Here is a 15,150-nt window from a genome sequence, read left to right as displayed (position 1 = left end):
CACCTTCAACGACGCTCAGATTCCGAAGCTGAATCCGTGGCTTTATCCGGGCGATTGCGCACCGAACGCATCGGTGCACATCCCTCCAACCCGCTGCGCCCCGGCCCTGGCGATAGAACAGCAGACGTCCTCGCTATCAGCTTCGTGCTCAGGTGCGCAACTGGAATACAATTTCGCACCTGAAAACTATTGGAGGTTGATTGACACTCCAAAGAGACCTGACGAAACGCAGGATCAATGCAACAACGAGCGGCGCCTCGCGTAGGCGAAGTAGATCACCAGGCCAATTGCCAACCACGCCGCAAATGCCAGCCAGGTCGCCTGCTTGAGGAAGGTCATCAAGGTTACGCAGAACGCGATGGCGAGCAACGGAACAACGGGCACGCCCGGGCATCTGAATGCGCGAGGGAGATCGGGTCGGGTCTTGCGCAATACGATCACTGCCACCGAGATCAGACTGAATGCGGCCAACGTACCGATGTTGATCAGCTCGGCGAGGACGTTCAGCGGAATCAGTGCCGAGATCAGCCCGAAGACTATTCCGACCATCCAGGTGGCGAAAAATGGTGTGCCGAATCGTGGATGAACCCTGGAAAGGCGCTGGGGAAGCAGCCCGTCGCGCGACATCGCGTAGATGATCCTGGTTTGACCGTAAGCCATAACCAGAATGACAGTCGTCATGCCAACGATTGCGCCTAAATCAACGAACCCGGCAACCCAGTTTTCACCGGCATGTTGCAACGCCAATGAGACCGGATGATCAACGCCAAGGAATTGGGCATAGGGCACGATGCCGGTCATGATCATTGAAACGGCAACGTACAACACTGCACAAACGGCCAAGGAACCGATAATACCGATGGGGAGGTCACGCGCCGGTTTTTTCACTTCTTCGGCGGCAGAGGAAACCGCATCGAAACCAATAAAAGCAAAAAAAACCAAGGCCGAAGCACTCAAGATGCCATGGCCACCAAAGGGAGCGAAAGGTTGCCAGTTAGCCGGCTGAACATGCCGCACACCAACGGCGATGAAGAGCAGCACCACGGCGATCTTGATAATCACCATCACGTTGTTTACGCGCGCGGATTCCTTGATGCCCATGGAAAGCATCCAGGTAACTGCCAGCATAATCACCAGCGCGGGTAGATTGAACCAGGTTTCCACACTGGGCAAAGAGCCTGGAGCCGCCGTAAGCACAACCGGAAGATTCAGCCCAAACCCGCTCAGCAGGGACTGGAAGTAACCCGACCACCCAACAGACACAGCCGAACTGGCCAGTCCGTATTCGAGCATCAGATCCCAGCCGATCATCCAGGCCACCAACTCTCCCAGCGTCGCGTAGCTGTAGGTGTAAATCGAGCCTGCTACCGGTACAGATGAGGCGAACTCGGCATAACAGAGCGCTGCAAACCCACAGGCCAACGCCGCTATCAGGAATGAAACCATGAGGGCCGGTCCCGCAGTCAATGCGCCGGTTCCGGTCAATACAAAGATGCCCGTCCCCACGATTGCACCGATACCAATCAGGACCAGATCCATCGGCCCCAGCACTTTTTTCAACCCGGCAGGAGCTCGGGCAGCAGCAATCATTGCGTCCAGGTCTTTTGTTCTGAAAATGCTCAATATTGCCTCCGTTGTTACTTATTTTTATTGTCAGAGCCAGTGGCCTGGGTGTCGGAAACGACAAGAAATTGTATTTCAGTGCCTCGAAAATTAGCTTTCGAAACGGGTCTGTATTTGATTTTTTTTCAGTCGTTAATTATCCAAAACGTGCTCTTTATGTAATTTTCTTTCTAATATTTGCCGCTTCTAGAAATGGATGCTTGATCAAGGACCTGCGGGATGGGGCCAATCGCCCTACCGCGTACTCATTGTTAAACGGAGAGAACACATGGCGGAAATGGATAAGGTTGATCGTTCAATTCTGGAAATTCTGCAAATGAATGGTCGCCTGACGAACGCCGAGATCGCCGTTCGTGTTTGCCTGTCAGCGCCAGCCTGCTGGAAGCGCCTGAAGCGCCTGGAAGAGGAGGTGATTGTCGGGTATCACGCGCACTTGAACCCAAAGACCGTGGGGCTGGGACTTTTTGCTTTCATCAGCGTCACCCTCGATAGTCACTCCGAGGACGCCATGGAGCATTTCGAAGCAGGCGTTCTGGCGCTGCCCCACATCATTGCCTGTCACAAAGTGTCGGGGAAATACGACTACCTCTTGCAAGTCGTCGTCAAAGACATGGAGGCATTCCATGAACTCGCCATGCATCGCATACGTACGCTCGGCAATATCAAGGAAATGTACACCGGGTTTTCGCTCAAGGAGATCAAGCACTGCAATACCTTGCCACTGTAAGTGCCTGGACTTGCCCCTTATTCAGAGCGAGTCAAGCAGCCCCGCCCCTCAATCGGTGTTCGCCAGTCCGCTTACGGCTGGTAGTGGTTTCGAGTGGAGCCTGCTGGAACCTTTTCAGCCATCCAGGTACTGCTTCAGCATCGCCCAGGCTTCGTCGGTGATACGGCAGTTCTTGTCGGCCTGAAGCAGGATCACGCCCTCGTCGCACAGGCGTTTAAGCACTTCGCGCACACGGCTGATGGGTGCGTGGTCACGATCGCTGATCGGCGTACCGTTCTTCATATCTCTGATTCTCGGCGGGAAGAAAAACTCACGGTGAAGCTGCTGCTGGAGAACCTCGGTGCCCGCTACGGCCAGCGCGAGATCATTCGTGGTGTCTCGACGGCGACGTTCTTCTGCGCTCAGGTGGTCGCCGTGGTCGGGCCCAACGCGGCCGGCAAATCGACGCTATTCAAGCGCATGGCCGGCCTGATCGACGGCCCCGGACAGGTGATCTTGCAAGAGTCGAAAAGAGGCCCGTCGGGCATCAGTTACATGCCCCAGGGGCTGAATGCCAGCGCCCGGTTGACGGTGTACGAGTCGGTGCTGCTGGCGCGCAAGCAACTGACGCCGGGCTGGGTCGTTCACGATGATGAATTGAAACTGGTCGATGAGATTCTCGCGGCGCTGGGCATCACCGGATTGTCCTTTCGCAACCTCGGTGAACTCAGCGGCGGTCAGCAACAGTTGGTGTCCATCGCGCAAACCCTGGTGGGCGAACCGGAAATACTGCTGATGGACGAACCGACCAGTGCCCTCGATATGCATCGGCAGGTTCAGGTGCTGAACTTCATGCGCCGCCTGGCCCGAAAACGCGACGTCATTGTGTTCATCGCCATCCACGACCTGAATCAGGCACTGCGTTTCGCCGATCAGGTCCTGGTGATTGCCGACGGCACCACGCAAGGCAGCGGCCCGAGTCACGAGGTGAGTCTGGGCGAACCCAACGTTCAATCGCAGGCAGGCGGCGAACAATGACATTGCGACGGGCCATCGCTCGAACCCCGACCGCGAGAGTGATTGTAAGCGGTTCCGAGCATTCAGAGCGCGCAGTGCGGCTTTGCCCACCCCCCATTTGCCTCGGGAGCAGCGCTCCATATTTTCGATAGAATTCCACGATCGAACGATCTCCTCTGTAATACCTTCGGTAGCCAGCCAGGTGAACCGTAGCCGTGACGCTTATCAGTGTAACGGCGACGAGTTCACCAGCAGCATGATCGCTCTGATCGATCTGCCAACCAATGACGACAGGGTATGTCGTTCGACATGTTCAGAATCGCCCCTATCTCCACAGGCAACGGACTAACCGCCGCGCCTGCATCACCCATGACTGACTCAACTACGCTTTAAGTCAGGGTTGCAGGCTGTCATACCCGCAACCGGGAGGTCCCGTGAACAGTCATTTGTGGTGCCGCCTGCTCTTGCTAATAATACTGATCGGGTTACCGATGGGTTCGACGACGGCAGCAGGCAGTGTCGTGGTACTGACCGTCAACGATGCTATCGGTCCAGCCAGTGCCGACTACGTGTCGCGCGGCCTGGCGCGTGCGGTGACCGAGGGCGCGCAGTTGGTGATCATCAGCCTCGACACCCCCGGCGGGCTGGACACCTCAATGCGTTTGATTGTAAAGGCGATTCTGGCCAGCCCCTTGCCAGTGGCCAGTTTCGTCGCCCCTAGTGGCGCACGTGCGGCCAGCGCCGGCACCTATATTTTGTATGCCAGCCACATTGCCGCGATGACCCCGGGCACCAACCTGGGCGCCGCTACACCGGTGCAGATCGGCGGCCTGCCCGGGACCGCGCCCGAACCGTCGGGCCCACCCACCACCGACCAGAATTCTCCGAGAGAGTTGCAGGACACCTTGACTCGAAAACAGATCAACGATGCGGCGGCTTACATCCGTGGCCTTGCGCAACTACGCGGACGCAATGCCGACTGGGCCGAACAAGCGGTACGTGAATCGCTCAGCCTGTCGGCCCACGAAGCGCTCAAACTCAAGGTGGTCGATTATGTGGCCAATGACGTGGCAGACCTGCTCAAGCAATTGAACGGCAAGAGCCTAAATGTCTCCGGTCAAACGTTGAGACTGAGCACCGCCGGGGTTGCGCTCATCGACCATGCGCCTGATTGGCGCACACAACTGCTGGCGGTGATCACCAACCCCAGCGTGGCGTTGCTGCTGATCATGTTCGGGGTCTATGGCTTGATATTCGAGTTCATGAACCCTGGGGCGGGCGTTGGTGGGGTGCTAGGCGGCATCTGCCTGTTGCTGGGGCTGTATGCCCTGCAACTGTTGCCCGTGAATTACGCCGGGGTCGGACTGATTCTGCTAGGGATCGCCTTCATGATCGCCGAGGCGTTTCTACCGAGTTTCGGTGTAATCGGCTTCGGAGGGGTGGTTGCTTTTGTAGTTGGCGCAGTGATTTTGATGGACACCGATGTACCGGGCTTCGGCATTCCGTTGACGCTGATCATCGGCATGGCACTAATTAGCGCCCTGTTGCTTATGACTCTGGTCGGCATGGCGCTCAAGGCCAGACGCCGTGCCTTGGTCAGCGGCGATGCGGGCTTAGTCGGCAGCCTGGCCACGGTGACGGGGCTGCTGCCAGGTCTGCCTATGAGCGGCTGGGTGCAACTGCAGGGCGAAAAATGGCAAGTTCAGAGCCGCTCGCCCCTGCACCTGGGCCAACAGGTCCGGGTGGTGGCGCGCACGGGCGTGATGCTGGACGTCATTGCGCTGGATGAAACGTCACCGCGAGGAAGTTGATCCATGTTCGTCGAATTGGTTTTTGGCCAACTGCTACGACGGGCTTTGGGTGAAAGCGGGCACTTCCTGACAGACCGCTACCGCCAAAAGTGGTCATTGGATTTTGCTACCAGACGGCACCAACCCAGCGGCAAGTGCCTCCAGCAATGCACTGACCTTGGGAAGCGCTTGTCGACTTTTGACCCAAACCAGATTGATCGCCAGGCCATCGGTTGCCAAGTGGGGAAGCACTTCAACCAATGTCCCCTCTTCAAGCTGACGCTTGACCAACCACGAAGGTAACTGCGCGATCCCGCATCCCGCTGATACAGCGATCACCAGACCTTCGCCATCTCCCACGACGAACCTTGCGGCTATCGCCCTGCGTTCAATTTCGCCTGCCTGCGTTCCTGCAAAACTCCAAGGGCTAATCGTTCCATCCGCCCAGCCGTATGCGATGCACTGATGTTGCTCCAGATCGTGATCGGTCACGGGCGTGCCATGGCTGCTCAAATACGCGGGCGACGCACAAAAGATATGCCACTCACGGCCCAGGTAACGATGCCCCAATGTGTCGGGCCAAACGTCCGAACCACCGATGCGCACGACGATATCGACACTTTCTTCGATAGGGTCGATGAAACGGTCGGAAAATGAGATGTGCGGTAACAGCAGAGCGTGCTCCTGGGCAAACCGCAGAATGACTGGAAGTGCCTGCAAACGGCCGAAGGCACCCGGAAGGCCAATGTGAACCCTGCCACGAGGCTCGGTGTTTTCGGCATGTAGAGACCACTCAGCCTCTTCGAGGTCCGCCAGCACCCCTGTGCACGTCCGATAGAACGCAATCCCCGCATCCGTCAGTGACAAACTTCGAGTGGTGCGATGGAACAACCGAGTACCCAGCCTGCTCTCCAATCGAGCGATACCTTTGCTAATTGCAGAAGGTGTCAGACTCATCCGCTCGGCGGCGGCTTTGAAACTGCCGCAGTCCGCAACGCTGACAAATACATCAATGCCCTTTAATCGTTCGGAGGAAAACATAGACGTTCCGTATTCATGAATTCAGTTCCGCCAATTCAATAAAAACCATCACAAGTCAGAACCAGTTTCTCCAGTAAGCTTGGATTCGAACGCACCAATCAACTCTATGCGACTAGCGAATCCATAAAAATTACCGGCTTAACGACGAGGGCAAGGATGCTGACCACGCTAAAAAACTATCCAACGACAGTAAATTTGCTGCTTTCGGCGTCCCTGATATTGACCCTGGCGCGAGCCATCACCCTGCCTTATCTGGTCATCTACCTATCCGACAGGTTCAGCTTGAGCGTCGCCGATATCGGCCTGGTCATTGGCAGCACACTGATCATCGGATCGTTATTGAGCCTTTATGGAGGGTTTCTGGTCGACAAAATGTCCAGTTACCGGCTCATCCTGGTCTTCAGCGGTCTGTTCACGCTGGGTTTTCTCGGGACGTTTCTTGTTCGCGAGCTTTGGTTGTTCTACAGCTGCCTGGTGTTGATCAACCTGGCTTATGCCGTCATTGATATCGCCATCAAATCAGGGTTTGGCAGCCTGCTTCCAGTCACGGGTCGCAGCGAAGTGTTCTCGATCAAATACACACTGACCAACATCGGGTATGCAGTAGGTCCATTTCTTGGGGCGGGAATGGCCAAGCTGGATATCAGCTTGCCATTCCTGCTGTCTGCCGGGCTTGGGGCAGGATTCTTCTTCATCTATTTCGTTTGGGGCGAAAGAGAACTGAAAGCCACCGATGAAGCTCGAAAAACCGCACCGTTTCTGGCCGTGGGAAAACTGCTGCTCCAGGATTATCGGCTGGTGTGCTTCACCCTTGGCGGGTTGCTCAGCGCAGTGGTCTTCGGCCAGTTTACCGCTTATCTCTCGCAGTATCTGGTGATCACGACTACGCCAGAATCCACCTACCAGATCATCAGCACCGTCGTGGCGACCAACGCGCTGATGGTGATCAGCTTGCAATACTCCATAGGCAGGAAGATCTCTCACGGACATCTGCGTCTGTGGCTGGCGGCGGGACTGAGTATGTTCATGATGGGGTTGGCGGGTTTTGCCCTGTCGACCTCTGTTCTGCACTGGGTGATTTCCATGGCCATTTTCACGGTCGGCGAAATCATCGTTTTCCCCGCCGAGTACATGTTCATCGACAAAATCGCTCCGGACAACCTGCGCGGCATGTATTACGGAGCGCAAAACCTGTCCAGCCTCGGTGCGGCACTGGGGCCGGTGCTTTGCGGCGTCGTATTGGCGACCCAGCCTCCCCACTACATCTTCTACATGCTCGCGCTCTTCATTGTTGCCGGTGGATTGTTTTACTTCTTGGGAGCTTCCAATTTGAGCGCTACAGCGGGTAAGGATCCTGATTGAGGGGCAGCAATGAGGAAGCCGGTGAGGAATCAAAAAATCACCTTATAAATGTCCGCTTTGCCAGACTAAGAATCCAGGCCCACACCGATCAAGGCCGCCCCTTACCCGGCCTACCATACTCCACTGGGCGTTTGCACATACCCTCCGGAACCAGCGTGCGCTGTCTGGAGCGGCGGATGAGCCCGTCAGATACAAATCTCAAACGATGGGCAAAATGGCATAATATGCCAATGATCGAAAGATCACGTTTGCCCAGAGCTGAAGCTAATTATGGCGACGCGAAACGTTGTGCTCACCCCTCACCAGGAACAGGTTATCCAGGACCTGGTGCAGTCCGGCCGTTATCAGAATGCCAGCGAAGTGATGCGAGAAGGTTGGCGTCTATTGGAACAGCGCGTCGCCGAAGACACCGCCAAAATTGAGGCCCTGCGTCAGGCGACCTCGATCGGCATCATGGACCTTGAGCACGGGCGCTTTACTCAGTTGAACGAAGGGGATCTGGAGCACTACCTCGAGGGCTTGAGCCTGGAGGCCACCCTCCCCGCACGTAAGAAACACTGAGCATGCCGCCGCGGATTTCCAACGCGGCGCGCGCCGACATTGTCGACATTGTCGACATCCTCAGGCTCTCCCAGACGCAGTTCGGCGATCAAGCACGCCAGCGCTACCAGGCACTGATCCTCGCTGCGCTGCAAGCGATTGCCGACACGCCCAGCCACGACCGCGATGAGCTTGCACCAGGCCTTCGCAGTTATCACCTCATCTATTCACGCCAGCAGGCCAAACACCCCCCTGGGACGGTCAAAAGCTCACGCTATATCGTGTTCTATCGTGTGGCAAACGACGACGTGATCGAGGTCGTCAGACTCCTTCATGACGCCATGGAAGTGCAGTTGCACTTGCCTAATGACTGATCACCGACCTGGCCCAAAGGGTTAACTGGCCATGAACAGCAAAGGTGAGTCCCCCATGAACGCGGAGGACAGGCAATGAACACACGATGGCCGCCGTCACGCGACCATCGTGTCAGATGCGGTAGATCAGATCTCCGGTATGGTCGTGTCCTCGAACGGCTCCTCTTCGCCGTTGCCGGTGTCTTCGGAGTTTTCGCTGGCCTCCTTGGAGATCTCGGAGGCTTCTTCCTGGATCTTCACCGCCTCCTCCACTTGCGCCTTGAGGTCGGCACTGATCTCCGTACCCATCTCGTTGACAATATCCGGCAGCGCCGTGTTCACCTCGCCGATGCTCTCATTGGCCGCGGGAATATTGCCATCGCTCAGGCTCGCCTTGGCATCCAGCAGATTGCCTTCGGCCTCCTGCAGGCTTTCAGTCATTTCGATCTGCGCCAGGTCGCTGACTTGCTCGGCACCGCTATCGATGGCGCCGCCGACTTTGTCGCTGGCCACCTGATTGAAGGCTGAGGAGCCACTGGCTCGTACCTCGCTCACCACGCTGGAAAACTCCGCATCGTTGGCCGGCACGTCGACTTTTTCGTTCGGCGACACACGATCGGCGGCGCTCTGGTCGGCTTTCTGCGCCTGGTCGCCAATGCTCTCGCCGGATTTCTGCGCGTCCGCGACCTGATCGCTTGAAGGCTCCTTGCCTTGGTTCTCGTTGGCTTTGTCGTTCTCCAGTTTTTCGTTCTTGCCGGCAAGCTTCTGCTTGAGGAAGTCCACGGCCATCCACAGCCCCATGGCTTCCATGAAATAGCCAAGCAGTTTCTGGAATGACAGGTCGGACCAGAATTTGTCAATTGGTTGAACCAGGTCCGGCATTTTTCCGCGGTAGTGAACGCCTGACGACTCTCAATTCTGCGCAGCAATTCGATCAAGTGCTGACGAGAAATCTCGGCAATAGGTAGAGGCCCAAGCAAAGGCAAAACGTCTTTGGCAAAAATGCGATCAATCTGAGAAAGCGAGGTTTGGCGTCCGAGCTTCAATGTAACCGCCTTGAAGGTTCGCCAGGCAAGAAAGACTGCAGCAAAAGAATTCTCATCAGCAGCCAAGGCAGCGAGACGATCCTGTCTTTGAGCGGCTCGAGGATCGATCCCCTTCGCGACTTGGGTACGCGCATTGTCGCGTGCAAAACGAGTGTCTTTAAGGCTTAGCTGCGGATACATTCCCAAGGAGATGCGAGCCGGCTTGCCTAGCCAGGTGAAACGAAAATGCCAGCTCTTGGCACCCGTCGAACTGACGAACAGGTACAAGCCGTCCATATCCTTGAGGCTGTAATTTCTTCCGAGGTTTTTTGCGTGGCGAACAGCCGTATCAGTCAAAGGTATATGTACATCTCCTCGTCTCGATCGATTGAGGAGTGATGTACGGGTTCCAGCAATGCATCATCTATCTGAAAACTGGCACGTCCTGGGACCGGATTTCGATGTACGTTTTAATGTACAAAAAAAGCATGGCTGGGGGTGGTTTTCAGTAGAAATCACTGGAAAAAAAAAAGAGGCAAAAGCCTCTTTTCAATGCTGACAACAAAAATAATGCGCAAAAAAAACGCCACTCAATGAGTGGCGTTTTTTCTGTATTTGGAGCGGGAAACGAGACTCGAACTCGCGACCCCGACCTTGGCAAGGTCGTGCTCTACCAACTGAGCTATTCCCGCGTCTTGGTGAGGCGCATTCTATAGAATCCAGATCCCTCGTCAACCCTTTGATTCAAAAAAAGTTTATTTCTTTTCCACATCCGTCTTCAGATGCGGCCAGGCGGCCCGCAAGTATTGGACCATGGACCACAAGGTCAGGCCAGCGGACACCATGAGCAACGCATACCCCATCAGGACCCAGAAGCTGAAATCCGACGGATTGGCCAGCAGGATCACCAGCGCCAGCATTTGCGCGGCGGTTTTCCATTTGCCCAGGTTCGACACTGCTACTTGGGCACGGGCGCCGAGTTCGGCCATCCATTCGCGCAGTGCCGAGACGACAATTTCGCGACCGATGATGACGGCAGCCGGCAGCGTGAGCCACAGGTTGCCATGCTCTTGCACCAGCAGCACCAGCGCAACGGCGACCATCAGCTTGTCTGCAACAGGATCGAGGAACGCCCCGAACGGTGTGCTTTGTTCCAGACGACGGGCCAGATACCCGTCCAGCCAGTCGGTCGCGGCGGCAAAGGCAAAGACCGAAGCGGACGCCAGATAGCTCCAGTGGTAAGGCAAGTAAAACAGCAAAATGAAGATCGGGATGAGCAGGACGCGTAGAACGGTAATCAGATTAGGGATATTCATCGGCACAACTGGCTACGAGGTGAGTTGGGCATTCTACTCGCTGTGCAGATTTGCATAAATCAACTCTGCGAGCTTTTTACTGATCCCGGGTGCTTTGGCGATCTCCTCGATGCTGGCACGAGACAGCTCCTGCAATCCACCAAAATGTTTCAACAAATCGCGTCGACGTGTCGGCCCGACGCCGGCGACACCCTCAAGCGTGGAGGTGCGGCGCGTTTTCCCCCGACGTGCACGGTGCCCGGTAATGGCGAAACGGTGGGCTTCGTCGCGGATCTGCTGGATCAAATGCAGCGCGGGGGAATCGCCACGCAAGGTGAATTCATGGGCGGCGTCGTTGAGGTACAGGGTTTCAAAACCGGCCTTGCGCGTCGCCCCCTTGGCCACGCCCAAAAGAATCAGGTCTGGAACGGCCAGTTCATTAAGTACGTCACGGGCCATCGACAACTGACCTTTACCGCCGTCGACCAGCAGAATGTCCGGCAGTTTGCCCTCCCCGTCCTTCAACTTGCTGAAGCGTCGGGTCAAGGCCTGATGCATGGCGGCATAGTCGTCACCCGGCGTGACACCTTCGATGTTGTAGCGGCGGTAGTCGGACTTGATCGGGCCTTCCGGGCCGAACACCACGCAGGACGCCACGGTGGCCTCGCCGCTGGAATGGCTGATGTCGTAGCATTCAAGACGTTGCGGTGGCTCGTCCAGGCTCAGCACTTCGGCCAGAGCCTCGAAACGTTCCGCAACGTGTTGCCGGTTCGCCAGACGTGCGCCCAGCGCCTGCTCGGCATTGGTGACCGCCAATTGCTGCCAGCGCGCTCGGGTGCCACGCACTCGATGGCTGATAGTCAGCTCTCGACCGCGCAGCTCTTCGATGGCCGCGATCAGGGTCGGAAAGTCTTCGTGAACCACGTTCACGATTAGCTCGCTCGGCAAGTCGCGCTCGGGACTGCTGATGAAATATTGACCAAGAAACGCTGCCATGACTTCGCAAACGTCTTCTTCAATACCCACCTGCGGGAAAAAGTTCTTGCTCCCCAATACCCGGCCACCGCGCACGCTGATCAAGTGGACGCAGGCACCACCCGGGTTGACGAATGCCGCGATCACATCGACATCGCCCGTCCCGCCTTCCATGCTCTGCTGGTCCTGGACCCGGCGCAGCAGTGATATCTGGTCGCGCAATTCGGCGGCGCGCTCGAACTCGAGGTTGACCGCCGCCTCTTCCATGGCTGTGGACAACTCGTCCGCCAGCGCGTTGCTGCGCCCCTCAAGAAACATCACCGAGTGGCGTACATCTTCGGCATACACCTCGGGCTCCACCAGCCCGACACACGGTGCCTTGCAGCGTTTGATCTGATATTGCAGACAAGGTCGCGTGCGGTTCTTGTAATAGCTGTCTTCGCATTGACGAACAAAAAAAGCCTTTTGCAGCAGGCTCAGGCTTTCGCGGATCGCACCCGCGCTGGGGTAAGGGCCGAAATATTTGCCCTTGGCCTTTTTCGCCCCGCGATGGATGCTCAAGCGCGGGAATTGGCCATCCGAGAGAAAGACATAAGGGTAGGATTTGTCGTCGCGCAGCAGGATGTTGTACGGCGGGCGCCATTCCTTGATCAGCGTCTGCTCGAGCAGCAAGGCCTCGGTTTCGTTGGCCGTGATGGTGGTTTCGACCTGGGCGATACGGCCTACCAGCGCGGCGGTCTTGGGGGCAAGTCCGGCTTTGCGGAAGTAACTCGCCAAACGCTTTTTGAGGTTTTTGGCCTTGCCGACATACAGCAGGCGGGCATCGCTATCGAACATGCGATAGACGCCCGGCCGTCCACTGACGGTAGACAGAAAAGCACCTGAATCGAATATTTCAGTCATTTTCAGAGGCTGGCATCAACCATGCCGTGACGAACCGCCAACAGCGTCAACTCGACATCGCTGCTGATCGAAAGCTTTTCGAAAATACGGTAACGGTAGGTATTCACTGTTTTGGGCGACAGGCACAGTTTATCGGAGATGATCTGCACCTTCTGACAGCCGACAATCATCAACGCAATCTGGATTTCCCGCTCCGACAAGGCGTCGAAGGGCGAATCATTGGTTGGCTGGAACGACTTGATCGCCAGTTGCTGGGCAATCTGCGGGCTGATGTAGCGTTGCCCGGCAAACACCAGGCGAATGGCCTGAACCATTTCCGGCAATCCGGCGCCCTTGGTCAGGTAACCTGCGGCACCTGCCTGTAACAGCCGGGTAGGAAACGGATCCTCTTCGCACACGGTGACTGCGACGACCTTGATGTCCGGATGACTGCGCAATAATTTGCGCGTAGCCTCGAGACCACCGATCCCGGGCATCTTGACGTCCATCAACACCACATCGGGTTTCAACTCACGCGCTTTGAGCAGGGATTCCTCCCCTGACTCGGCCTGACCGACTACTTGCAGGCCATCGATGTCAGCCAGCATTCGTGTAATGCCTGTACGAACGAGATCATGGTCATCGACTACTAGCACCCTAATCAAGCAGACACCTCGCGATTTGGTCTTATTGGGTTGTCGGACACCTTAGCAAAAAGCGACTGGCAGACCTAGCGCAAAGCAGCATATAAAAAGTGTCAATTCTTCTTGCGAGGCTTGCCGCCAGTGTGTTTCAGCGATGCAGTCCATTGATATCACGCTGCATTCTCAGGAAACACTGGTCTTGACCGACCACCTTCAGGCCCTTTCTCTCGTAGAGTATTTTTGCCGGATTATTTTCAAAAACGGTCAGACGCAATGCCGGGCGTCTTTCCTTGCATGCCATGGCGAATACCTGATCGATCGCCCAGGAACCGGCGCCCTGCCCCTGATACGCCTCAAGCACATGCAATTCGCGGATATACAAGGCGTTGCCGTCACGGCTCAGACTGACATACCCCATCAGCGTGTCATCACGCACAATCAGCCAGTTTTCACGTCCCTCCCAGGCAACGTCGAAAGCTTCATCCAGCCACAACAGCTCATGCTGAATGTAGTAGCGGAGCATATTTCGACAAGTCAGATTACGAGCGAAGTCCAAGTCACGAGACGTTGCCGGACGCAATTCGAAACCCATTCAAGCCTCCGCGACAGCCACGATTTGCCCTTTCCAGCCGTCAGCATTGCGGCGAGCAACGACCATAAGGTTCCCCGTACCCGGCGCCGCAGCAATCAGCGCCCCGTCCGCCGCCCAGATTGCACTGCGCCCTGCCGACGCCCAGCCACCCGTTGCGCCACCATGGTTGGCCATCAGTACCGCCATCGAATGGGTGCAAGCATAGCCTTGCAACAGTGCGGTATCTGGAGCGTAGCCGTTTTCTGTGATCAGCACGCCCGCGGCATAAAGATCAGCGCCCTGCCGAGCCGCGGCGGCTGCGTGACTGGCGTGAGAAAAATCGGCGCATACCGCCAGTGCGACGGTGTCGGTACCGATCTTCAATGTCGAGCCACCCGTTCCCGGGGCAAACGACACCTCTTCGCCCGGGTGCAGATGCTGTTTGCTGTAAACCCCGAGCGAACCATCGGCGCCCAATACCAGAGCGCCGATCAATACCGGTGAATCTTCCGACAGACGAATCGGCATCCCGACGACACTGGTCACTCCGACTTCCCGTGCGAAATCGCGCAATGGTTGCAACACCCTGGCGTCTGGCGCTATGGCCAACTCCGCCGCCAGGCCGTGCTCGTACCCGGTCAGCGACAGTTCCGGAAACACCAACAATTGCACGCCCTGCTCCGCGGCGACCTGCATGAAACGTAAGTGCCAGGCAACATTGGCCGCAAGATCACCGGCGATGGAGATCGATTGAGCGGCGGCGATGGTCAGTGTCGTCATGCTTCGTCCTTGTGACGTAGTGGTTTGGGCGCAGCGCAAAGTGTGTCACAAACCCTGACGTACTCAAGCGATAGAAAACCCCGTGATCATCGATAGCATTTTCTGATTGAATCCGCGTACCGGCCTCTAGTAAGCTCGGCGCATTCATCGGAGACAGACCATGCTCAACGCCCTCTCACAGCTTCGTACCGCCAGCGCCCCGCGCTCGGTTGCGGCTGCCCGGGTGAAGGGCGTTTGTGCTTCGGTCAACTTTTATTTTGGGTATTGGTTTAGCCACTGGCGCGCCTGATACCCACACGGCGCCCACTTTAAACGGGTCGCCACCAGAGAATTCTCAACCCCCGGTCGGCCTCCCGACCGGGGGTTTTGTTTTTTCAGCCCTGAACATTTTTTAGCGTCACACCTGACAATTTGAGGATTCACGACATGAACAACACCACTTATTACCGTTACGACAGTTTTACCGCCTGGCGATTTACCAGCCTCCGCTCGGGACAGCCTGCCGCCTCCGATCGGTCACCCACAGGTGGCAAGCACACACACGCA

Annotated in this window: 14 protein-coding genes, 1 tRNA gene and 2 pseudogenes; 6 read left to right on the top strand and 11 right to left on the bottom strand. The window is 56.6% G+C overall.

Features of this window, described 5'->3' with window-relative positions; translation table 11 throughout:
* Positions 1 to 234: 234 nt before the first annotated feature.
* The gene (locus HCU66_RS08090; protein WP_277397053.1) at positions 235 to 1,623 is read right to left on the bottom strand and encodes a branched-chain amino acid transporter BcaP; all 1,389 of its coding nucleotides are present in this window, start codon (positions 1,621 to 1,623) and stop codon (positions 235 to 237) included.
* A 268-nt stretch (positions 1,624 to 1,891) separates the two neighbouring features.
* Here HCU66_RS08090 and HCU66_RS08085 point away from each other — a divergent pair, with 268 nt between their 5' ends.
* Positions 1,892 to 2,350, top strand: a complete 459-nt coding sequence (locus HCU66_RS08085; RefSeq protein WP_205887979.1) for an Lrp/AsnC family transcriptional regulator — start codon at positions 1,892 to 1,894, stop codon at positions 2,348 to 2,350.
* Positions 2,351 to 2,464: 114 nt separating this feature from the next.
* On the opposite strand, the pseudogene HCU66_RS08080 reads toward HCU66_RS08085, so the two are convergent.
* Positions 2,465 to 2,581: pseudogene (locus tag HCU66_RS08080) on the bottom strand (fe2+ zn2+ uptake regulation protein); the annotation flags it as partial.
* Positions 2,582 to 2,665: 84 nt separating this feature from the next.
* Here HCU66_RS08080 and HCU66_RS08075 point away from each other — a divergent pair.
* Together HCU66_RS08075 and HCU66_RS08070 are read left to right on the top strand one after the other, a co-directional pair.
* Positions 2,666 to 3,367, top strand: coding sequence for an ATP-binding cassette domain-containing protein (locus tag HCU66_RS08075; RefSeq protein WP_205887977.1), 702 nt, complete (start codon positions 2,666 to 2,668; stop codon positions 3,365 to 3,367).
* 413 nt (positions 3,368 to 3,780) lie between these two features.
* Entirely contained in the window at positions 3,781 to 5,157 is a 1,377-nt protein-coding gene (locus tag HCU66_RS08070; RefSeq protein ID WP_205887976.1) for an NfeD family protein, read from the top strand.
* Positions 5,158 to 5,250: 93 nt separating this feature from the next.
* On the opposite strand, the gene HCU66_RS08065 is transcribed toward HCU66_RS08070, so the two are convergent.
* Positions 5,251 to 6,177, bottom strand: coding sequence for a LysR family transcriptional regulator (locus tag HCU66_RS08065; RefSeq protein WP_205887975.1), 927 nt, complete (start codon positions 6,175 to 6,177; stop codon positions 5,251 to 5,253).
* 156 nt (positions 6,178 to 6,333) lie between these two features.
* Here HCU66_RS08065 and HCU66_RS08060 point away from each other — a divergent pair, with 156 nt between their 5' ends.
* The 3 genes from HCU66_RS08060 to HCU66_RS08050 all read left to right on the top strand — a co-directional run bounded on the left by HCU66_RS08060 (position 6,334) and on the right by HCU66_RS08050 (position 8,453).
* Entirely contained in the window at positions 6,334 to 7,539 is a 1,206-nt protein-coding gene (locus HCU66_RS08060; protein ID WP_205887974.1) for an MFS transporter, read from the top strand.
* 270 nt (positions 7,540 to 7,809) lie between these two features.
* Complete coding sequence (locus tag HCU66_RS08055) at positions 7,810 to 8,100, top strand: type II toxin-antitoxin system ParD family antitoxin (RefSeq protein WP_205887973.1); 291 nt, start codon at positions 7,810 to 7,812, stop codon at positions 8,098 to 8,100.
* 2 nt (positions 8,101 to 8,102) lie between these two features.
* Positions 8,103 to 8,453: a type II toxin-antitoxin system RelE/ParE family toxin gene (locus tag HCU66_RS08050; RefSeq protein ID WP_205887972.1), complete on the top strand. Its 351-nt coding sequence runs from the start codon at positions 8,103 to 8,105 to the stop codon at positions 8,451 to 8,453.
* A 126-nt stretch (positions 8,454 to 8,579) separates the two neighbouring features.
* Here HCU66_RS08050 and HCU66_RS27075 read toward each other — a convergent pair whose 3' ends face one another.
* From HCU66_RS27075 to HCU66_RS08015, 8 genes and pseudogenes are all read right to left on the bottom strand, one after another.
* On the bottom strand, positions 8,580 to 9,314 hold the full coding sequence (locus HCU66_RS27075) for a hypothetical protein (RefSeq protein WP_241015406.1): 735 nt from the start codon (positions 9,312 to 9,314) through the stop codon (positions 8,580 to 8,582).
* A gap of 35 nt (positions 9,315 to 9,349) precedes the next feature.
* Positions 9,350 to 9,814: pseudogene (locus HCU66_RS27480) on the bottom strand (tyrosine-type recombinase/integrase); the annotation flags it as partial.
* Positions 9,815 to 10,073: 259 nt separating this feature from the next.
* Positions 10,074 to 10,149: transfer RNA gene (locus HCU66_RS08040), tRNA-Gly, on the bottom strand.
* 63 nt (positions 10,150 to 10,212) lie between these two features.
* Positions 10,213 to 10,773: a CDP-diacylglycerol--glycerol-3-phosphate 3-phosphatidyltransferase gene (gene pgsA / locus HCU66_RS08035; protein WP_205887971.1), complete on the bottom strand. Its 561-nt coding sequence runs from the start codon at positions 10,771 to 10,773 to the stop codon at positions 10,213 to 10,215.
* A 33-nt stretch (positions 10,774 to 10,806) separates the two neighbouring features.
* On the bottom strand, positions 10,807 to 12,630 hold the full coding sequence (gene uvrC / locus HCU66_RS08030) for an excinuclease ABC subunit UvrC (protein ID WP_205887970.1): 1,824 nt from the start codon (positions 12,628 to 12,630) through the stop codon (positions 10,807 to 10,809).
* A 2-nt stretch (positions 12,631 to 12,632) separates the two neighbouring features.
* Entirely contained in the window at positions 12,633 to 13,274 is a 642-nt protein-coding gene (gacA, locus tag HCU66_RS08025) for a response regulator transcription factor GacA (RefSeq protein ID WP_008015884.1), read from the bottom strand.
* Positions 13,275 to 13,401: 127 nt separating this feature from the next.
* A complete protein-coding gene (locus HCU66_RS08020) occupies positions 13,402 to 13,845 on the bottom strand; it encodes a GNAT family N-acetyltransferase (protein WP_205887969.1) in 444 nt (147 codons plus the stop codon).
* Positions 13,846 to 14,604 carry a carbon-nitrogen hydrolase family protein gene (locus tag HCU66_RS08015; protein ID WP_205887968.1) on the bottom strand — a complete coding sequence of 253 codons (759 nt, stop codon included), beginning with the start codon at positions 14,602 to 14,604 and terminating at the stop codon, positions 13,846 to 13,848.
* Between the last annotated feature and the right edge of the window lie 546 nt (positions 14,605 to 15,150).

The sequence above is a fragment of the Pseudomonas frederiksbergensis genome, assembly GCF_017114915.1.
Lineage (GTDB): Bacteria > Pseudomonadota > Gammaproteobacteria > Pseudomonadales > Pseudomonadaceae > Aquipseudomonas > Aquipseudomonas frederiksbergensis_I.
This window is presented reverse-complemented; position numbering and strand designations above follow the sequence as displayed.

What these genes read in the sequence shown, in the direction of transcription:
- HCU66_RS08085 (WP_205887979.1), top strand. Translation starts at nt 1,892, where the DNA reads ATGGCGGAAATGGATAAGGTTGATCGTTCAATTCTGGAAATTCTGCAA.
- HCU66_RS08065 (WP_205887975.1), bottom strand. Translation starts at nt 6,177, where the DNA reads ATGTTTTCCTCCGAACGATTAAAGGGCATTGATGTATTTGTCAGCGTT.
- HCU66_RS08060 (WP_205887974.1), top strand. Translation starts at nt 6,334, where the DNA reads ATGCTGACCACGCTAAAAAACTATCCAACGACAGTAAATTTGCTGCTT.
- HCU66_RS08055 (WP_205887973.1), top strand. Translation starts at nt 7,810, where the DNA reads ATGGCGACGCGAAACGTTGTGCTCACCCCTCACCAGGAACAGGTTATC.
- HCU66_RS08050 (WP_205887972.1), top strand. Translation starts at nt 8,103, where the DNA reads ATGCCGCCGCGGATTTCCAACGCGGCGCGCGCCGACATTGTCGACATT.
- HCU66_RS27075 (WP_241015406.1), bottom strand. Translation starts at nt 9,314, where the DNA reads ATGCCGGACCTGGTTCAACCAATTGACAAATTCTGGTCCGACCTGTCA.
- pgsA (WP_205887971.1), bottom strand. Translation starts at nt 10,773, where the DNA reads ATGAATATCCCTAATCTGATTACCGTTCTACGCGTCCTGCTCATCCCG.
- uvrC (WP_205887970.1), bottom strand. Translation starts at nt 12,630, where the DNA reads ATGACTGAAATATTCGATTCAGGTGCTTTTCTGTCTACCGTCAGTGGA.
- HCU66_RS08020 (WP_205887969.1), bottom strand. Translation starts at nt 13,845, where the DNA reads ATGGGTTTCGAATTGCGTCCGGCAACGTCTCGTGACTTGGACTTCGCT.
- HCU66_RS08015 (WP_205887968.1), bottom strand. Translation starts at nt 14,604, where the DNA reads ATGACGACACTGACCATCGCCGCCGCTCAATCGATCTCCATCGCCGGT.